Origin of the sequence: Sphaerospermopsis torques-reginae ITEP-024, assembly GCF_019598945.1 — a bacterium.
In the GTDB taxonomy this organism is placed as follows: Bacteria; Cyanobacteriota; Cyanobacteriia; order Cyanobacteriales; family Nostocaceae; genus Sphaerospermopsis.
This window is the reverse complement of sequence record NZ_CP080598.1, coordinates 1,663,947-1,679,099: the sequence shown is the minus strand read 5'-3', so window position 1 is coordinate 1,679,099 and position 15,153 is coordinate 1,663,947. Positions and strand designations below refer to the sequence as shown.

The following is a 15,153-nucleotide window of genomic DNA, read 5'->3' as shown; positions in this document are numbered from 1 at the left end:
GTAATTCGTAATCACCAATCATCAACAACATCTAAAATATGAAAAGTCTACTCAAAACCAGGCAAGTTTTACCATCCAATCTTTTGAAGATAAGCTTATTGTTATTATCTACAACAATAACCCTAAATACTTGCATTAATCTGGCAATTGCCAATTTACCAAAACCAAAAGCAACACTCAACAAATGGCAACTTAACCCCAAATCCCAACAGCTAGAAATTACCCTTTCCGCAAACACAAAACCAGAGTATTTCTACCTGGAACAACCCCCCCGTCTAGTTGTAGATTTGCCTAACACCCAACTAGGCAATGTAGACACCCAAAAAAACTATTCTGGAACAATCCAGAAAATTCGCGTTTCCCAATATAGCCCACACATCACCCGCCTAGTCATCGACTTAAAACCAGGAACTTTTGTCGATGTCAACAAAGTAAAACTGCAACCCGCTTCCCCAAAAAACCCCACGCGCTGGGTATTACGCCCCATATTCTCCCATCATAACACCACTACCAACAATCAGCCATCTCCATCATCTTTAATGACTCTACCACCACCAACCAGCAACTTACCCACCAACCAACTACCTTTAGTAACAGCACCACCCCTAAATTCTCAAAACCCCTCTCCATTATCCAACTTAACCATCATCCCCCCCAATTCTGCCAATTCTTCAGATAATGCCAACATGATTACAATTCCTAATTCTTCTGCAAATATTCCTAATTCACAGAATTATTCAAATCCAAATTTTAGCGTTCCTATCATTGAATTTGGGCAACCCATACCCACAACTAACTGGTGACTGGTGACTGAGAATACAATTTTGGATTTTGGATTTTGGATTTTGGATTGTTTTTGTCAACTTCAATCTAAAATCTAAAATCTAAAATTATTCTGACTCCTTGAACTCCTTCTCCTAGAACCTTTCCGTCTCTTGAGTCGGTGCTACTGCACCTGGTTGAGACAAGAAGAAATTTTGAGCAGATTCATTTTGATATATACACCTAATATCTGGCTTTTCACTGTCCAAATCACCAGTAAAGCCAAAAGTATTCAAGCGATTTTTACACTCTCTCACCTGATCAGAAGTAACCAATCTCTTATTTTCCAAAATAGCCCAGTTATTTTGCCGCAATACACATCCAGGACGAATACTAGGCTGGGCAACATAGACATTAAAAGGGTTCAGAGTGACAAATAATCTTGCATCCATCACCATCGCACTAGCCCCATACTGCACACAAATTTCCGGGTTTGGTGCTTTAGTATCAATAAATTCACGGGAAGCCACATTGGATGGACTTAAAGTAGTTGTAGAACTAAAAGCAATACCAATCCCAATACCTAAAATCAACACCCCTCCCAAAACGGCAATAGTGGTGAAATTAAAGAGAGGAGATTGGAAAACAGAGGTTTTAGAAGCAGTAGCTGATCTACCAGTTGATTTACGTCTCATTTTTGCTTGATCACCTTCACGCCAATTTTGAGGAGGGAGTGGTTGCTTCTCTCCTTACTTCAGTATGACGACTCTTGAGGAAAATTGTCCCATATTTTCCATGTAATTCTGCTAATTCTTGTGGGGTGGGCATCTTAGCTGCTTAAATCATGTAATAATAAGTAAGTATATTATTATATTTTATATACAGCACTTTGCGTAACGATTAGGTACAAAAATTTAGGGCATATCATTACATCAAATTGAAAATGAGATATAACCTGTACCAGATAGACGCGCAAAATGCTGTATGTGTATTAGTAGGACTATCTTGGTAGCTGGTGGTGTACCTCAACAACATAATAAAAGATGCTGTCTTTTTGCATAAGTCTTAATTGTAAACTGTCCATCAGAGAGGAAAGATAGAATATGAGGCAGGTAATAGCTTATAAGGATGGTGATTATTGGGTCGTAGAATGTCCCAGCCTCAAAGGATGTGTGAGTCAGGGTAAAACGAAAGCAGAAGCACTACTCAATATTAAAGAGGCAATTACAGGTTATATAGCTGCTTTAGAAGAAGATGGTTTACCTGTTCCCGAAGAAAATTTTGAAGCGTTCCTGGTGGTTGTGTGAGCAAGTTACCAAAAATTTCGGGAAGGGAATGTGTGAAAGCTCTTGAGAAGATAGGTTTTTATCAAAAACGTCGAGAGAGTAGTCATATTATTATGCGCCGAAATGCTCCCTTTGTACAAGTTGTAGTTCCAGACCATCAGGAATTAGCAACGGGAACTCTCAGAGCAATTATTAGAGATAGTGGTTTAACCGTTGAAGAATTTGTATCTTTGTTGTAAGAAAACGCTGCATCAACTATCTACACTGTTCTGATTACCAGCCATCATTTGCAGCACAAATGCAATGATTTAGAGTCAGCAGTCAGCCAAAAAGCAACTGACCACTGACCATTAACTAACTAGCTAACAGAGTTTTTTCCAGTGAAGTCCAACGGAAATAGCGATCGCCACCCCGTTCAATCACCACTTTCACCCGTGGTTCTAACTTCGGCAAGTTCGCTAAATATTCCACTTCCTGATCAGAAAGAATATTGCCCTCAATAATCCACAGCAATAAACCCTTAGACTTAGGAGGTAGTTGTTCCAAATGAGAACCAATCAAAGGTGGTAGATAATACACATCACCCACCGCCGCACCGCTACCAGTGCTTTTTTTACCCAAATGCGGAGGTCTCACACCATGAATTCCCATCAAATAGGCCGCCACATCTCCCAAACCTCTAGCTGTAATATGGAGGTTAACATAGCCCGCAGCCCGTAAACGACGGCGATACCGACCTTCGTGGCCTCCCTCCAAAGGAACATATACACCCAGAGCGCCAAATTTCTCCAAATCTCGGATGAAACCGCTACCAGTGGTAATTAGTGCCATAGATTTTCGTCTTATTTCACTTAGATATTTCTATTATTTACCTTTGGATGGTAGATTAAGTTAAGTTAAGTTATAGAATTTTATCAAGTCTCACCATCAACCCCTCTCAAAAAAAATCTTCCCCATCAACCACTGGACAAACACAACTTAATATATTATATTGTTAGATTGTGACCAAACTGTTAAATCAGGTAACTTTCTAAATTAGCAACCTCAAGCCAAAACAGCATCAGTGATTGATGACTGAAAAACAATCTTCCAGCAATATCTGGTAGAAAAGAGCAAGAGACTGGTAAGCTAGAAAAGCATTTAGGTCAAAACAAGAAGCTAAAGGCTCATAACCCACAGCCAAAACCAAGCTTCAGTCCGAATTCACTCCCGCAGCCCCTAAAACAAGGCAAATCCTCAAACAATAGTTTAAGGTATTAAAAGCAGTAGAGCCTGAACAGCAGTTTTCAGGAAATGGATACTGAATGGAAACATCCATTTAAGTCCTACTACCAACGGAGAGTGCCAGAGCAATGGCTTAGACGAAAGCATTGCTGCACAAAAACGTAAAGCAATAGCGTCTTGCATTGATACCAGAAATAATACCTTCCCATAAAAAAGGTAATTATCACTGTTCTGGTGGACAAGAAAGTGAAACAATAGACGGATTCACCAAACAGTAGACAAACAGTTTGTTGCGTCATCAAGAATTTGCACTGTCAAACGCCAGTCCAAATTTGCGGGGATAGAATCTTCACAATGACGTTAAAAAAACTTGTCTCTTAGAAATCCGATTTCCAGGTCAGCAACTAGATAAGGAGAACCAGTTACTGTGTCTGTAGGTATTCTCGGCACCAAGCTGGGCATGACCCAAATCTTTGATGAAGCAGGAGTAGCCATTCCTGTCACCGTAATCAAAGCAGGTCCATGCACTGTCACACAAGTTAAAACAAAACAGACCGACGGTTACTCCGCCATTCAAGTTGGCTATGGCGAAGTTAAACCCAAGGCATTGAATCAACCGAAACTAGGACACTTGGCAAAATCATCTGCCCCAGCATTGCGGCATTTGAACGAGTATCGTACTGATGCAGCCAGTGAATATGCTTTAGGACAAGAAATTAAAGCAGATATTTTTAGTGAAGGTCAAATTGTAGACGTAATCGGTACAAGTATCGGTCGTGGTTTTGCCGGCAACCAGAAGCGTAACAACTTCGGACGCGGACCCATGTCACACGGTTCTAAAAACCATAGAGCGCCCGGTTCTATCGGTGCAGGTACAACCCCTGGTCGTGTTTATCCTGGCAAACGGATGGCAGGAAGACTAGGCGGAACTCGCGTTACAATTCGCAAACTGACCGTAGTCAAAGTAGATGCAGAACGCAACCTGATACTGATTAAAGGCGCGATTCCTGGCAAACCAGGCGGCTTAGTGAACGTAGTACCCACAAACAAAGTTGGTAATAAATAGTTTTAGTTGATTAGCTGTCAGCATTAACTGACAACTGACCACTAACAAAGGACACAAACATGGTTGAGAGTGTAGTTAAAAATTGGCAAGGCGAAGAAGTTGGACAAACCAGCTTCGAGTTGCGAGTTGCCAAAGAAGAAACAGCGGCGCACATAGTACACCGCGCCCTCGTCAGACAAATGACTAATTCTCGCCAAGGTACAGCCAGCACCAAAACCCGTTCAGAAGTACGAGGTGGCGGACGCAAACCTTGGAGACAAAAAGGCACAGGTCGCGCCCGTGCAGGTTCTATTCGTTCACCATTATGGCGTGGTGGTGGTGTGATCTTTGGACCAAAACCCAGAGATTTCAACCTGAAGCTAAACCGCAAAGAAAGACGTTTAGCACTGCGGACAGCCTTTGTTAGTCGTGCAGAAGACTTAATTGTTGTAGAAGAATTTAGCAACGAACTACAACGCCCCAAAACCAAAGAATTGGTAGCAGCATTAGCTCGTTGGGGAGCAGCACCAGAGCAAAAAACCTTGTTAATTTTGTCTGATATCGCAGAAAACGTGAATTTATCAGCCCGCAATGTAGAAAATTTAAAAGTAATTGCAGCTGATCAGTTAAATGTATTTGATTTACTGCACGCCGACAAAATTGTAGTTACATCCTCAGCTTTAACAAAAATTCAGGAGGTCTACAGTGCCTAACTTTGACCCCCGCAACCTACCCGACTTGGTGCGTCGTCCTATTCTCACCGAGAAAGCGACCATCCTCATGGAGCAAAACAAATACACATTTGAAGTAACTCCTAAATCCACCAAGACACAGATTAAAGCGGCAATTGAAGACTTATTTGCAGTCAAGGTTGTAAAAGTTAACACTACTTTACCACCGCGTAAAAAACGCCGTGTAGGTAAATTTATCGGCTTCAAGCCTCAGTACAAAAAAGCGATCGTTACCGTCGCCGCTGGGGATGAAGACAAAATCAGACAAGTTCTCTTCCCAGATGTTTAGAATTTCAGATTTTAGATTTTAGATTTTAGATTGGGTGAGCAAATCATCATCAACAAGCAATTAGAAATCAAAATCAAAATCGAAAACTTCTAACTCCAAAATCGAAAATCCAAAATTCAAAATCGTTTATGGGTACTCGTTCTTATCGCCCTTATACCCCCAGTACTCGCCAAGTTACAATCTCCGACTTTGCGGAAATCACCAAAACTGAGCCAGAAAAATCACTAACTGAATCAGTTCACCGTGCCAAAGGCCGGAATAATCAAGGGCGGATAACCAGCCGTCGTCGGGGAGGCGGACACAAAAAACTATACCGGATTATCGACTTTAAGAGAGATAAACGGGATATAGCAGCTACAGTTACAGCAATTGAATACGATCCTAACCGGAATGCGCGAATCGCCTTAGTTCAGTACGAAGATGGCGAAAAGCGGTATATATTACATCCCAATGGCTTGAAAGTAGGCGCGAAAATTATTGCTGGACCAGAAGCACCTTTTGAAGATGGTAATGCCTTACCTTTGTCTAACATTCCCTTGGGTACTAACGTTCACAACGTAGAACTGACAGCAGGTAAAGGCGGTCAAATCGTTCGTGCTGCTGGTGCAACAGCCCAAGTAGTGGCTAAAGAAGGTAACTATGTGACATTGAAATTACCTTCTGGTGAAGTTCGCATGATACGTAAAGAATGTTACGCCACCATCGGACAAGTAGGCAACACCGACGCGAGAAACCTGAGTGCTGGTAAAGCCGGACGGAATCGCTGGAAAGGTCGCCGTCCGAAGGTTAGAGGTAGCGTTATGAACCCTGTAGATCACCCACATGGTGGTGGTGAAGGTAGAGCGCCCATCGGTAGATCGGGACCTGTGACACCTTGGGGTAAACCAGCTTTAGGTGCTAAGACCCGCAAGCGCAAAAAAGCCAGCACTAAATTAATTGTCCGTCGTCGCCGTAAGTCCTCTAAACGGGGTCGTGGCGGTCGTCAGTCCTAGAATTTTAGATTTTAAATTTTGGATTTTAGATTCGGTTAACTTGTGAGCATCTGCAAAATTATGAAAATAATAGCAGTCTTGACAAGTAGCTTGAATCATCCAAAATCCGAAATTATCAATCCAAAATCAAAAATCAAAAATCCAAAATTGAACTATGGGTCGTTCTTTAAAAAAAGGTCCTTTCGTTGCTGATCACTTACTCAGCAAAATCGAAAAGCTGAACGAGAAAAACGAAAAGCAAGTCATCAAAACTTGGTCGAGAGCTTCAACAATCATACCCGTCATGGTGGGTCATACCATCGCTGTACACAACGGTAAACAGCACGTTCCCGTATTTGTGAACGAACAAATGGTAGGACATAAGTTGGGAGAATTTGCCCCAACCCGCACCTACAGAGGTCATGGTAAAAGTGACAAAAAATCGGGGAGATAGTCAATTAAAAATTAAAAATTAAAAATCAATAAATTGTAATTTTTTAGTTTTTGATTTTTGATTTTTAGTTGCACAAATGGAGAAAATTATGGCAACTGATACTACAGAAGTTAAAGCGATCGCTCGTTATATCCGCATCTCTCCCTATAAAGTGCGTCGTGTACTGGATCAAATCCGGGGGCGGTCCTATCGGGAAGCACTGATCATCCTGGAATTCATGCCTTACCGCGCCTGTGAACCAGTATTAAAGGTGTTAAGAAGTGCCGCCGCTAATGCTGAACACAACGCAGGTTTAGATCGGGCAGAACTGGTAATTACTCAAGCTTATGCTGACCAAGGACCAGTGTTAAAACGGTTCCAACCTAGAGCGCAAGGAAGAGCTTACCAAATTCGCAAACCGACCTGTCATATTACTGTTGCTGTCGGTGCAGGTGCTACCGCTGCTAAATAAGCAGCCAAATAAGCACTCATACAGCCACAACTAATTGCGTACAGTAAGAAATTTTAGAGGAAGCATTTGTGGGACAGAAAATTCATCCAGTCGGTTTTCGTCTGGGTATTACACAAGAACATCAATCCCGTTGGTTCGCAGTTCCTGACCGTTATCCAGCACTGCTGCAAGAAGACCACAAACTCCGTCAATACATAGAACAAAAACTGGGAAGAAACGCTCAAAACAACGCTGGTATTTCCGAAATCCGCATTGAGCGCAAAGCTGACCAAATCGACCTAGAACTACGGACAGCTAGACCAGGGGTAGTAGTAGGTCGGGGTGGACAAGGTATAGAATCACTGCGTACCGGACTGCAAGACTTGTTAGGTGGTCAACGGCAAATTCGCATTAACGTTGTGGAAGTGCAAAAAGTTGATGCTGATGCTTATTTAATTGCCGAATACATCGCTCAACAATTAGAACGCCGTGTTTCCTTCCGTCGGGTAGTGCGCCAAGCGATTCAACGCGCCCAAAGAGCCGGAGTACAAGGAATTAAAGTGCAAGTGGGTGGTCGCCTTAACGGTGCGGAAATTGCCCGGACAGAGTGGACTCGTGAAGGTAGAGTACCTTTACATACACTGCGTGCTGACATTGACTATTCCTACTGCACAGCCCAAACAATTTACGGAATTTTGGGGATTAAGGTTTGGGTATTCAAGGGTGAGATTATCCCTGGACAAGAAGAAGCACCACAACCATCAGGAAGGGAGCGCGAACCCCGTCGTCGTGACCAAAAACGCCGTCGCCAACAATTTGAAGATCGCTCCAATGAAGCGTAATTTAGGTGACAGGTGACAGGTGACAGGTGACAGGAAAAAGCCAATAACCGATTACCAATCACCCATTACCAATTACCAATCACCGATTACCAATTAGCAATTAGCAGATCATGTTAAGTCCTAAAAGAACGAAATTCCGCAAACAACAACGCGGACGCATGGAGGGTCTAGCACACCGTGGCAGTACCCTGAACTTTGGGGATTTTGCCCTACAGGCACAAGAACCATGCTGGATTACTTCCCGGCAAATCGAAGCTTCCCGTCGGGCAATGACTCGTTACATTCGCCGGGGTGGTAAAATCTGGATTCGCATTTTCCCAGATAAACCTGTAACCATGCGTCCCGCAGAAACCCGGATGGGTTCTGGTAAAGGTAATCCCGAATTTTGGGTAGCAGTAGTTAAACCAGGTCGGATTTTGTTTGAAATCGCTGGTGTATCCGAAGAAATAGCTCGTGAAGCTATGAGATTGGCGGCTTATAAGTTACCCATCAAAACCAAGTTTATTGTGCGCTCTCAACCACAGGAGCAAGAATAGGTTATGCCTCTTCCCAAAATTTCAGAAGCTAGAGAATTAAGTGACGAGAAACTGGCTGAAGAAATAGTCGCTGTGAAAAAACAACTATTTCAACTACGCTTGCAAAAAGCTACCAGACAGTTAGAAAAACCCCACCAGTTTAGACACGCCCGCCATCGTCTGGCTCAACTGTTAACAGTAGAAGGCGAACGCAAACGGGCTGGAAGTCAAGCTACTAAGGAAGAAAAGTAGAAGATTATGGCACTCAAAGAAAGAGTTGGCTTGGTAGTGAGCGATAAAATGCAAAAAACCGTGGTGGTTGCTGTAGAAAACCGCTCTTCTCACCCCAAGTACGGTAAAACCGTAGTGAAAACCCGGCGCTACAAAGCTCACGACGAAGAAAATACCTGTAAAGTGGGCGATCGCGTCCGCATTCAGGAAACTAGACCCCTGAGCAAAACTAAGCGTTGGCAAGTCGCAGAAATCCTCAACGCTAAAGCTACAACATAAATAGTTGTTATCAAATTAACAACTCTTAACCGGGAGACTAATTGTGATTCAACCCCAAACCTACCTCAATGTTGCCGATAATAGCGGAGCCAAAAAACTCATGTGCATCCGCGTATTAGGCGCAGGTAATCGTCGCTATGGTGGCGTAGGCGATAAAATTATCGCTGTTGTGAAAGAGTCTAACCCCAACATGGCTGTAAAAAAGTCTGATGTTGTGGAGGCAGTAATTGTTCGCACCAAGAAAAGTATTAATCGTGACAGCGGTATGAGCATTCGTTTTGATGATAATGCCGCAGTCATCATCAACAAAGATGGTAATCCCAGAGGTACACGGGTGTTTGGACCAGTGGCAAGGGAATTACGCGATAAAAACTTTACCAAAATAGTTTCTCTCGCGCCGGAGGTGCTGTAATGGCAAAGCCAAAACCTAAAGTGTTTCATAAAATGCACGTCAAAACCGGCGACACTGTACAAGTGATAGCTGGTAAAGATAAAGGCAAAGTGGGAGAAGTGATTAAAGCACTACCCCAAGACAGCAAAGTTATTGTTAAAGGTGTCAACATTAAGACTAAGCACATTAAACCTCAGCAAGAAGGTGAGTCTGGTCGGATTGTTAACCAAGAGTATCCTATTCATAGTTCCAATGTGATGCTCTATTCCACCAAGCAAAACGTCGCTAGTCGTGTCTGCTACACTTTCACCGCTGAAGGGAAGAAAGTGAGAATGTTGAAAAAAACAGGTGAGATTTTAGATAAATAAGCCTGTAACCAGGTTGAGATTTTAGATTTGAGTAGATTTAGTAGATTTAAATATATTCAATCCAAAATCTAAAATCCAAAATCTAAAATTCCCTGACCAAGCCCAGGGATAATCAGGACAAATAACTATGGCGACAACTAGACTCAAAACTGTATATCAAGAGACAATTGTCCCCAAACTAACCCAACAGTTTCAGTACACTAACGTACATCAAGTACCGAAAGTGGTGAAAATCACTGTTAACCGGGGTTTGGGTGAAGCTGCTCAAAATGCTAAAGCATTAGAAGCATCTTTAAACGAAATAGCCCTGATTACTGGTCAAAAACCAGTAGTGACAAGAGCAAAAAAGGCGATCGCAGGCTTCAAAATTCGTCAAGGTATGCCTGTTGGCATCATGGTGACTCTCAGAGGCGAACGGATGTATGCCTTTCTCGACCGTCTGATCAGCCTTTCATTACCTAGAATCCGCGACTTTCGCGGTGTTAGCCCCAAAAGCTTTGATGGGCGGGGTAACTATACTCTAGGTGTACGAGAACAGCTAATTTTTCCAGAAGTCGAGTACGACAGCATCGATCAAATCCGTGGTTTAGATATCTCTATCATTACCACAGCGAAAAACGACGAAGAGGGTCGTGCCTTACTTAAAGAAATGGGAATGCCCTTTCGCGATCAATAAGTTCATCTAAAGAGGGAACGATGGCGGCTAACGACACAATTGCAGATATGCTGACGCGCATCCGCAATGCTAACCTGGCAAGGCATCAAACAACACAAGTGCCAGCGACAAAAATGACTCGTAGTATTGCCAAGGTACTACAACAAGAAGGCTTTATTTCTGAAGTTTCAGAAGCCGGAGAAGGGGTCAAGCGTAACTTAGTAATTTCCCTGAAATACAAAGGTAAAAATCGCCAACCCTTAATTACAGCACTGAAGCGTGTAAGTAAACCTGGTTTGCGAGTTTACTCCAACAGAAAAGACTTACCAAGAGTGCTAGGTGGCATCGGTATTGCCATTATTTCTACATCCAGTGGGATTATGACTGACCGTGAAGCGCGTCGTCAGAACTTGGGTGGTGAAGTGCTTTGCTACGTTTGGTAAAAACTAAGAGCAGGAGTATGGCTAACGCCACGCTTCGCTATCAGGAGTTTAGGAGTTCAGGAGTTCAGAATTTTTTCAGGGTTATTAACCACAACTCATTCTCGTACTCACAACTCATAACTGACAAAGGACAAAATTAAATCATGTCTCGTATTGGTAAACGTCCAATTACTGTTCCCGCCAAAGTACAAGTGGCGATTGATGGCACAAAGGTAGTGGTGAAAGGTCCCAAGGGAGAACTTTCCCGTGACCTACCTGCCAATGTCATTGTTTCCCAAGAAGGGGAAACATTGTTGGTGACACGTCGGGATGAAACCCGTACCTCTAGACAAATGCACGGTTTAAGCCGAACTTTAGTTGCCAACATGGTTGAAGGCGTATCCCAAGGTTTTCAACGGCGCTTGGAAATTCAAGGGGTCGGTTATCGCGCCCAAGTTCAAGGCCGTAACCTAGTTTTGAATATCGGTTATAGCCATCAAGTACAAATTGAACCACCAGACGGAGTTCAGTTTGCTGTAGAAAATAACACCAACGTCATCGTCAGTGGCTATGACAAAGAAGTGGTAGGCAACACAGCAGCGAAAATTCGCGCTGTACGTCCACCTGAACCATACAAAGGTAAAGGTATCCGCTACGCCGGTGAAGTGGTCAGACGCAAAGCTGGTAAGACTGGTGGTAAAGGTAAGAAGTAAACATGAAACTTACTCGTAGAGAATCAAAACAGCGTCGTCATCGGCGCGTGCGTGGTAAAGTTAGCGGTTCCCCAGAACGCCCACGTTTAGCTGTATTCCGGTCTAATGAGCATATTTATGCTCAAGTCATTGATGATACACAACATCAAACCATTGTCGCAGCATCAACTGTAGAACCAGAGTTGAAATCTAACTTAGCGTCTGGTGCTAACTGTGATGCCTCAGCGCAAGTTGGTAAGTTGATAGCAGTGCGTTCCTTAGAAAAAGGTATTACCAAAGTCGTTTTTGATCGCGGTGGCAACCTCTATCATGGTCGCATCAAAGCACTAGCTGAAGCAGCACGCGAAGCAGGTTTAGATTTCTAAAGTCATCTGTCAGGGAACAGCGAACAGGGAACAGTAATAACTGAAAACCGAAAACTGGCAACTGGCAATTGACTAATGACCAATGACAACTAACGTTGAGAGAGCATGAATTATGGCAACGGGTCGTCGTAAAGCAAGTAAAGCAAAAAAAGAAGAAACCAACTGGCAGGAACGAGTGATTCAAATCCGTCGTGTTAGTAAGGTAGTTAAAGGTGGTAAAAAACTCAGTTTCCGAGCAATTGTGATCGTTGGTAACGAACGCGGTCAAGTTGGTGTGGGAGTAGGTAAAGCCTCTGATGTGATCGGCGCTGTGAAAAAAGGTGTGGCAGATGGTAAAAAACATCTGATTGACATCCCTATCACCAAATCTAATTCTATTCCTCATCCAATTGATGGCATTGGTGGAGGAGCTAAAGTTATTATGCGTCCAGCCGCACCTGGTACTGGTGTAATCGCCGGTGGTGCAGTGCGGACTGTATTAGAGTTGGCTGGAGTACGTAACGTTCTCGCTAAACAATTAGGATCTAATAATCCTCTGAATAATGCTAGAGCCGCTGTTAATGCTCTATCTACACTGCGGACATTCGCGGAAGTCGCTGAAGATCGGGGCATTTCTGTAGAGAATCTCTATATTTAGTCATGCTTTGATATTGGATTCTCCATATAAAATCCATAAGCACAACGAGATTATCAATCCCAAATCTAAAATCCCAAATCAAAATGAGACTCAACGATGTTAAGCCCCAAAAAGGCTCGAAAAAACGCCGTAAGCGTGTAGGTAGAGGTATTTCTGCTGGTCAAGGCGCTAGTGCAGGTCTAGGTATGCGGGGTCAAAAATCTCGTTCTGGTAGCAGCACTAGACCAGGTTTTGAAGGTGGTCAACAGCCATTGTACCGCCGGATACCCAAACTCAAAGGTTTTCCCGTCGTTAATCGTAAAGTTTACACTACGATAAATGTAGAGAAGTTGGCCTCCCTACCTGCTAATTCAGAAGTAACTTTGGCTTCTTTAAAGGAAGCTGGTATCCTCACTGCGGTGAAGGGACCCTTGAAAATCTTGGGTAATGGGGAATTGAGCGTTCCGCTCAAGGTGCAAGCGGCGGCTTTTACAGGCCAAGCTCGTAGCAAAATTGAGGCAGCTGGCGGAAGTTGTGAAGTCTTAGACTGAGCCAGGAAACAGCACTCCCAGCTAGTCAACTCGCTTCCAGCGCCTGGTTAACTATAAAGGTAGCACTCTATGATCAGTCGAGACAAAGCCCCAACGGCTCAAGAAACTTTTATGCAGATGGCGCAAGCAGCTGGACTGAGAGGAAGGCTGCTGGTCACAGTCGGTATTTTAATTTTGGTTCGCCTGGGTATCTTTTTACCAGTTCCAGGAATTAATCGCGAGAGATTTGCAGAAGCTATATCCGGCAATAATTCCATTTTCGGTTTATTGGATATATTTTCGGGACGGGGACTCTCTACACTGGGGGTATTTGCTCTGGGGATTTTGCCCTTTATCAATGCGTCTATTATCATCCAATTACTGACTGCTGCCATTCCCTCTTTAGAAAATTTACAGAAAAATGAAGGGGAAGCTGGAAGGCGGAAAATATCGCAAATTACCCGCTATGTGACGGTTGGTTGGGCTGTGGTTCAAAGTACGGCTTTTTCAGCATTGTTCTTACAACAATTTGCCGTTAATCCCGGACCAGTTTTTGTGGCAGAAACGGCGATCGCTCTCACTGCTGGTTCCATGTTTGTCATGTGGGCATCGGAACTGATCACAGAAAGAGGTATTGGGAATGGTGCATCTTTGTTGATTTTTGTCAACATTGTTGCTTCTTTACCTAAATCTTTAGGCGATACCATTGACTTGGTACAAGTTGGCGGACGGGAAATAGTCGGTCGTGTGATTGTCCTCGTACTGGTTTTTATAGCTACAATTATCGGTATCGTGTTCGTGCAGGAAGGAATGCGCCGCATTCCCATTATTTCTGCACGTCGTCAAGTAGGTAGACGAGTTTTGGCAGAACAACGGAGTTTTCTTCCTTTACGCCTCAATCAAGGCGGTGTTATGCCAATTATTTTTGCCGCTGCTATCCTCAGTTTGCCACTGCTAATAGCCAATTTCACTAAAAATGCTGACTTGGCAAATATCGTCAATACATACCTCAGTCCCAGTGGTTCTGGTTCTTGGGTTTATGCTTTGGTGTACATGGTTTCTATTATCTTCTTTAGCTATTTCTATTCTTCGTTGATTCTCAACCCAGTAGACGTGGCGCAAAATTTGAAGAAAATGGGTTCTAGTATTCCCGGTATTCGTCCCGGTAAGGCTACCAGTGAGTATATTGAGCGTGTCAGTAACAGATTGACTTTTTTAGGCGCACTCTTTTTGGGCTTAGTGGCTATTATTCCCACTGCTGTAGAAAGCACTTTAAACGTGCCAACTTTTAGAGGCTTGGGTGCTACCTCTTTATTAATTTTAGTGGGCGTGGCAATTGATACGGCAAGGCAAATTCAGACCTACGTTATCTCTCAACGCTATGAAGGAATGGTGAAACAATAGTGACGCGATTAATCTTCTTGGGACCACCAGGTGCGGGTAAAGGAACTCAGGCTAAAGCCTTGGCTGATTTTTTAAATATTCCTCATATTTCCACTGGGGACATTTTACGCCAAGCCATTACAGACCAGACAGATTTGGGGAAAAAAGCCCAAGAATACATGGATAAGGGTGATTTAGTCCCTGACACACTGGTGGAAGATATGGTTGAGGAACGACTCCAAAAACCAGATGCAGAAAACGGTTGGATTCTTGATGGCTTCCCCCGTACAGTCGCCCAAGCAATTTTCTTGGGAGAACTGTTGGCAAAAGTGGAGAAGGATGAGGAAAAGGTGGTTAACCTGGATGCACCCGATGATGTTGTGATTGCTCGGTTGCTGGGACGTGGACGGAAAGATGATGCTGAAGACGTGATTCGTCACCGTTTAGATGTTTATCGTCGAGATACTGCACCACTCATCAAATATTATGGCGATCGCCATAAACTTTTGACTGTTAACGGTAATCAGTCCCAAGAAGAAGTCACCACTGCATTAAAAAAGGTCATAACTGTTTAGGGGATGAACAGGGGAAATAAAGGAGCAAATATTCCAATCCTCAATCCCCAGTCCCCAATTCCTTTTAGCTAAGATA

25 protein-coding genes are annotated in these 15,153 nt (G+C 43.3%); 23 read left to right on the top strand and 2 right to left on the bottom strand.

The genetic code is table 11. From position 1 onward, the window contains the following. Positions 1-38: 38 nt before the first annotated feature. Complete coding sequence (locus tag K2F26_RS07720; protein ID WP_220610991.1) at positions 39-803, top strand: AMIN domain-containing protein; 765 nt, start codon at positions 39-41, stop codon at positions 801-803. Positions 804-917: 114 nt separating this feature from the next. On the opposite strand, the gene K2F26_RS07715 is transcribed toward K2F26_RS07720, so the two are convergent. Then, positions 918-1,457 carry a DUF3172 domain-containing protein gene (locus K2F26_RS07715; RefSeq protein WP_194051568.1) on the bottom strand — a complete coding sequence of 180 codons (540 nt, stop codon included), beginning with the start codon at positions 1,455-1,457 and terminating at the stop codon, positions 918-920. Between the two features lie 408 nt (positions 1,458-1,865). Here K2F26_RS07715 and K2F26_RS07710 point away from each other — a divergent pair, with 408 nt between their 5' ends. Next, positions 1,866-2,069 carry a type II toxin-antitoxin system HicB family antitoxin gene (locus K2F26_RS07710; RefSeq protein ID WP_194051570.1) on the top strand — a complete coding sequence of 68 codons (204 nt, stop codon included), beginning with the start codon at positions 1,866-1,868 and terminating at the stop codon, positions 2,067-2,069. Then, positions 2,066-2,287, top strand: coding sequence for a type II toxin-antitoxin system HicA family toxin (locus K2F26_RS07705; protein WP_220610990.1), 222 nt, complete (start codon positions 2,066-2,068; stop codon positions 2,285-2,287). Before K2F26_RS07710 ends, K2F26_RS07705 begins: the two co-directional genes overlap by 4 nt. A 115-nt stretch (positions 2,288-2,402) precedes the next feature. Here K2F26_RS07705 and K2F26_RS07700 read toward each other — a convergent pair whose 3' ends face one another. Continuing rightward, a complete protein-coding gene (locus tag K2F26_RS07700; RefSeq protein ID WP_220610989.1) occupies positions 2,403-2,879 on the bottom strand; it encodes an NAD(P)H-quinone oxidoreductase subunit N in 477 nt (158 codons plus the stop codon). An 820-nt stretch (positions 2,880-3,699) separates the two neighbouring features. Between K2F26_RS07700 and rplC the strand changes: the two genes are divergently transcribed. From rplC to K2F26_RS07600, 20 genes are all read left to right on the top strand, one after another. After that, on the top strand, positions 3,700-4,338 hold the full coding sequence (rplC, locus tag K2F26_RS07695) for a 50S ribosomal protein L3 (RefSeq protein WP_194051576.1): 639 nt from the start codon (positions 3,700-3,702) through the stop codon (positions 4,336-4,338). Between the two features lie 59 nt (positions 4,339-4,397). Next, a complete protein-coding gene (gene rplD, locus K2F26_RS07690) occupies positions 4,398-5,030 on the top strand; it encodes a 50S ribosomal protein L4 (protein WP_220610988.1) in 633 nt (210 codons plus the stop codon). Then, entirely contained in the window at positions 5,023-5,337 is a 315-nt protein-coding gene (locus tag K2F26_RS07685) for a 50S ribosomal protein L23 (protein WP_096570355.1), read from the top strand. The genes rplD and K2F26_RS07685 overlap by 8 nt, the downstream gene beginning before the upstream one ends. 128 nt (positions 5,338-5,465) lie before the next feature. Beyond that, positions 5,466-6,329: a 50S ribosomal protein L2 gene (gene rplB, locus K2F26_RS07680; RefSeq protein WP_220610987.1), complete on the top strand. Its 864-nt coding sequence runs from the start codon at positions 5,466-5,468 to the stop codon at positions 6,327-6,329. Positions 6,330-6,483: 154 nt separating this feature from the next. Continuing rightward, positions 6,484-6,762 carry a 30S ribosomal protein S19 gene (gene rpsS / locus K2F26_RS07675; protein WP_096570360.1) on the top strand — a complete coding sequence of 93 codons (279 nt, stop codon included), beginning with the start codon at positions 6,484-6,486 and terminating at the stop codon, positions 6,760-6,762. Positions 6,763-6,850: 88 nt separating this feature from the next. Continuing rightward, positions 6,851-7,213: a 50S ribosomal protein L22 gene (gene rplV / locus K2F26_RS07670; protein WP_096570361.1), complete on the top strand. Its 363-nt coding sequence runs from the start codon at positions 6,851-6,853 to the stop codon at positions 7,211-7,213. Positions 7,214-7,281: 68 nt separating this feature from the next. Then, positions 7,282-8,034, top strand: a complete 753-nt coding sequence (gene rpsC / locus K2F26_RS07665; protein WP_220610986.1) for a 30S ribosomal protein S3 — start codon at positions 7,282-7,284, stop codon at positions 8,032-8,034. A gap of 110 nt (positions 8,035-8,144) precedes the next feature. After that, positions 8,145-8,570 (top strand): 50S ribosomal protein L16, encoded by a 426-nt coding sequence (gene rplP, locus K2F26_RS07660; protein WP_096570365.1) that lies wholly within the window; start codon positions 8,145-8,147, stop codon positions 8,568-8,570. Between the two features lie 3 nt (positions 8,571-8,573). Continuing rightward, entirely contained in the window at positions 8,574-8,801 is a 228-nt protein-coding gene (rpmC, locus tag K2F26_RS07655; RefSeq protein WP_220610985.1) for a 50S ribosomal protein L29, read from the top strand. Between the two features lie 6 nt (positions 8,802-8,807). Beyond that, positions 8,808-9,059 (top strand): 30S ribosomal protein S17, encoded by a 252-nt coding sequence (rpsQ, locus tag K2F26_RS07650; protein ID WP_220610984.1) that lies wholly within the window; start codon positions 8,808-8,810, stop codon positions 9,057-9,059. Between the two features lie 43 nt (positions 9,060-9,102). Beyond that, the gene (rplN, locus tag K2F26_RS07645) at positions 9,103-9,471 is read left to right on the top strand and encodes a 50S ribosomal protein L14 (RefSeq protein ID WP_096570371.1); all 369 of its coding nucleotides are present in this window, start codon (positions 9,103-9,105) and stop codon (positions 9,469-9,471) included. After that, positions 9,471-9,818, top strand: coding sequence for a 50S ribosomal protein L24 (gene rplX, locus K2F26_RS07640; protein WP_220610983.1), 348 nt, complete (start codon positions 9,471-9,473; stop codon positions 9,816-9,818). Before rplN ends, rplX begins: the two co-directional genes overlap by 1 nt. A gap of 127 nt (positions 9,819-9,945) precedes the next feature. After that, positions 9,946-10,494 (top strand): 50S ribosomal protein L5, encoded by a 549-nt coding sequence (gene rplE, locus K2F26_RS07635; protein WP_194051589.1) that lies wholly within the window; start codon positions 9,946-9,948, stop codon positions 10,492-10,494. A 20-nt stretch (positions 10,495-10,514) separates the two neighbouring features. Continuing rightward, positions 10,515-10,916 carry a 30S ribosomal protein S8 gene (rpsH, locus tag K2F26_RS07630; protein ID WP_220610982.1) on the top strand — a complete coding sequence of 134 codons (402 nt, stop codon included), beginning with the start codon at positions 10,515-10,517 and terminating at the stop codon, positions 10,914-10,916. 143 nt (positions 10,917-11,059) lie between these two features. Continuing rightward, positions 11,060-11,608: a 50S ribosomal protein L6 gene (gene rplF, locus K2F26_RS07625; RefSeq protein WP_194051591.1), complete on the top strand. Its 549-nt coding sequence runs from the start codon at positions 11,060-11,062 to the stop codon at positions 11,606-11,608. A gap of 2 nt (positions 11,609-11,610) precedes the next feature. After that, positions 11,611-11,973: a 50S ribosomal protein L18 gene (gene rplR, locus K2F26_RS07620; protein WP_220610981.1), complete on the top strand. Its 363-nt coding sequence runs from the start codon at positions 11,611-11,613 to the stop codon at positions 11,971-11,973. Positions 11,974-12,085: 112 nt separating this feature from the next. Then, positions 12,086-12,610: a 30S ribosomal protein S5 gene (rpsE, locus tag K2F26_RS07615; RefSeq protein ID WP_194051595.1), complete on the top strand. Its 525-nt coding sequence runs from the start codon at positions 12,086-12,088 to the stop codon at positions 12,608-12,610. An 83-nt stretch (positions 12,611-12,693) separates the two neighbouring features. Beyond that, positions 12,694-13,140 carry a 50S ribosomal protein L15 gene (gene rplO / locus K2F26_RS07610; RefSeq protein WP_194051597.1) on the top strand — a complete coding sequence of 149 codons (447 nt, stop codon included), beginning with the start codon at positions 12,694-12,696 and terminating at the stop codon, positions 13,138-13,140. A 69-nt stretch (positions 13,141-13,209) separates the two neighbouring features. Continuing rightward, positions 13,210-14,523 (top strand): preprotein translocase subunit SecY, encoded by a 1,314-nt coding sequence (secY, locus tag K2F26_RS07605; RefSeq protein WP_096570386.1) that lies wholly within the window; start codon positions 13,210-13,212, stop codon positions 14,521-14,523. Then, positions 14,523-15,077: an adenylate kinase gene (locus K2F26_RS07600; RefSeq protein ID WP_220610980.1), complete on the top strand. Its 555-nt coding sequence runs from the start codon at positions 14,523-14,525 to the stop codon at positions 15,075-15,077. The genes secY and K2F26_RS07600 overlap by 1 nt, the downstream gene beginning before the upstream one ends. Positions 15,078-15,153: the final 76 nt, after the last annotated feature.

Bases quoted from the DNA above. Each gene is read 5' to 3' on its own strand.
- K2F26_RS07720 (WP_220610991.1), top strand. From the start codon at position 39: ATGAAAAGTCTACTCAAAACCAGGCAAGTTTTACCATCCAATCTTTTG.
- rpsS (WP_096570360.1), top strand. From the start codon at position 6,484: ATGGGTCGTTCTTTAAAAAAAGGTCCTTTCGTTGCTGATCACTTACTC.
- rplD (WP_220610988.1), top strand. From the start codon at position 4,398: ATGGTTGAGAGTGTAGTTAAAAATTGGCAAGGCGAAGAAGTTGGACAA.
- K2F26_RS07700 (WP_220610989.1), bottom strand. From the start codon at position 2,879: ATGGCACTAATTACCACTGGTAGCGGTTTCATCCGAGATTTGGAGAAA.
- rplP (WP_096570365.1), top strand. From the start codon at position 8,145: ATGTTAAGTCCTAAAAGAACGAAATTCCGCAAACAACAACGCGGACGC.
- rpsH (WP_220610982.1), top strand. From the start codon at position 10,515: ATGGCGGCTAACGACACAATTGCAGATATGCTGACGCGCATCCGCAAT.
- rplO (WP_194051597.1), top strand. From the start codon at position 12,694: ATGAGACTCAACGATGTTAAGCCCCAAAAAGGCTCGAAAAAACGCCGT.
- rplF (WP_194051591.1), top strand. From the start codon at position 11,060: ATGTCTCGTATTGGTAAACGTCCAATTACTGTTCCCGCCAAAGTACAA.
- rplV (WP_096570361.1), top strand. From the start codon at position 6,851: ATGGCAACTGATACTACAGAAGTTAAAGCGATCGCTCGTTATATCCGC.
- rplB (WP_220610987.1), top strand. From the start codon at position 5,466: ATGGGTACTCGTTCTTATCGCCCTTATACCCCCAGTACTCGCCAAGTT.
- rplE (WP_194051589.1), top strand. From the start codon at position 9,946: ATGGCGACAACTAGACTCAAAACTGTATATCAAGAGACAATTGTCCCC.
- secY (WP_096570386.1), top strand. From the start codon at position 13,210: ATGATCAGTCGAGACAAAGCCCCAACGGCTCAAGAAACTTTTATGCAG.
- K2F26_RS07715 (WP_194051568.1), bottom strand. From the start codon at position 1,457: ATGAGACGTAAATCAACTGGTAGATCAGCTACTGCTTCTAAAACCTCT.
- rplR (WP_220610981.1), top strand. From the start codon at position 11,611: ATGAAACTTACTCGTAGAGAATCAAAACAGCGTCGTCATCGGCGCGTG.
- K2F26_RS07710 (WP_194051570.1), top strand. From the start codon at position 1,866: ATGAGGCAGGTAATAGCTTATAAGGATGGTGATTATTGGGTCGTAGAA.
- rpmC (WP_220610985.1), top strand. From the start codon at position 8,574: ATGCCTCTTCCCAAAATTTCAGAAGCTAGAGAATTAAGTGACGAGAAA.
- rplX (WP_220610983.1), top strand. From the start codon at position 9,471: ATGGCAAAGCCAAAACCTAAAGTGTTTCATAAAATGCACGTCAAAACC.
- rpsQ (WP_220610984.1), top strand. From the start codon at position 8,808: ATGGCACTCAAAGAAAGAGTTGGCTTGGTAGTGAGCGATAAAATGCAA.
- rpsE (WP_194051595.1), top strand. From the start codon at position 12,086: ATGGCAACGGGTCGTCGTAAAGCAAGTAAAGCAAAAAAAGAAGAAACC.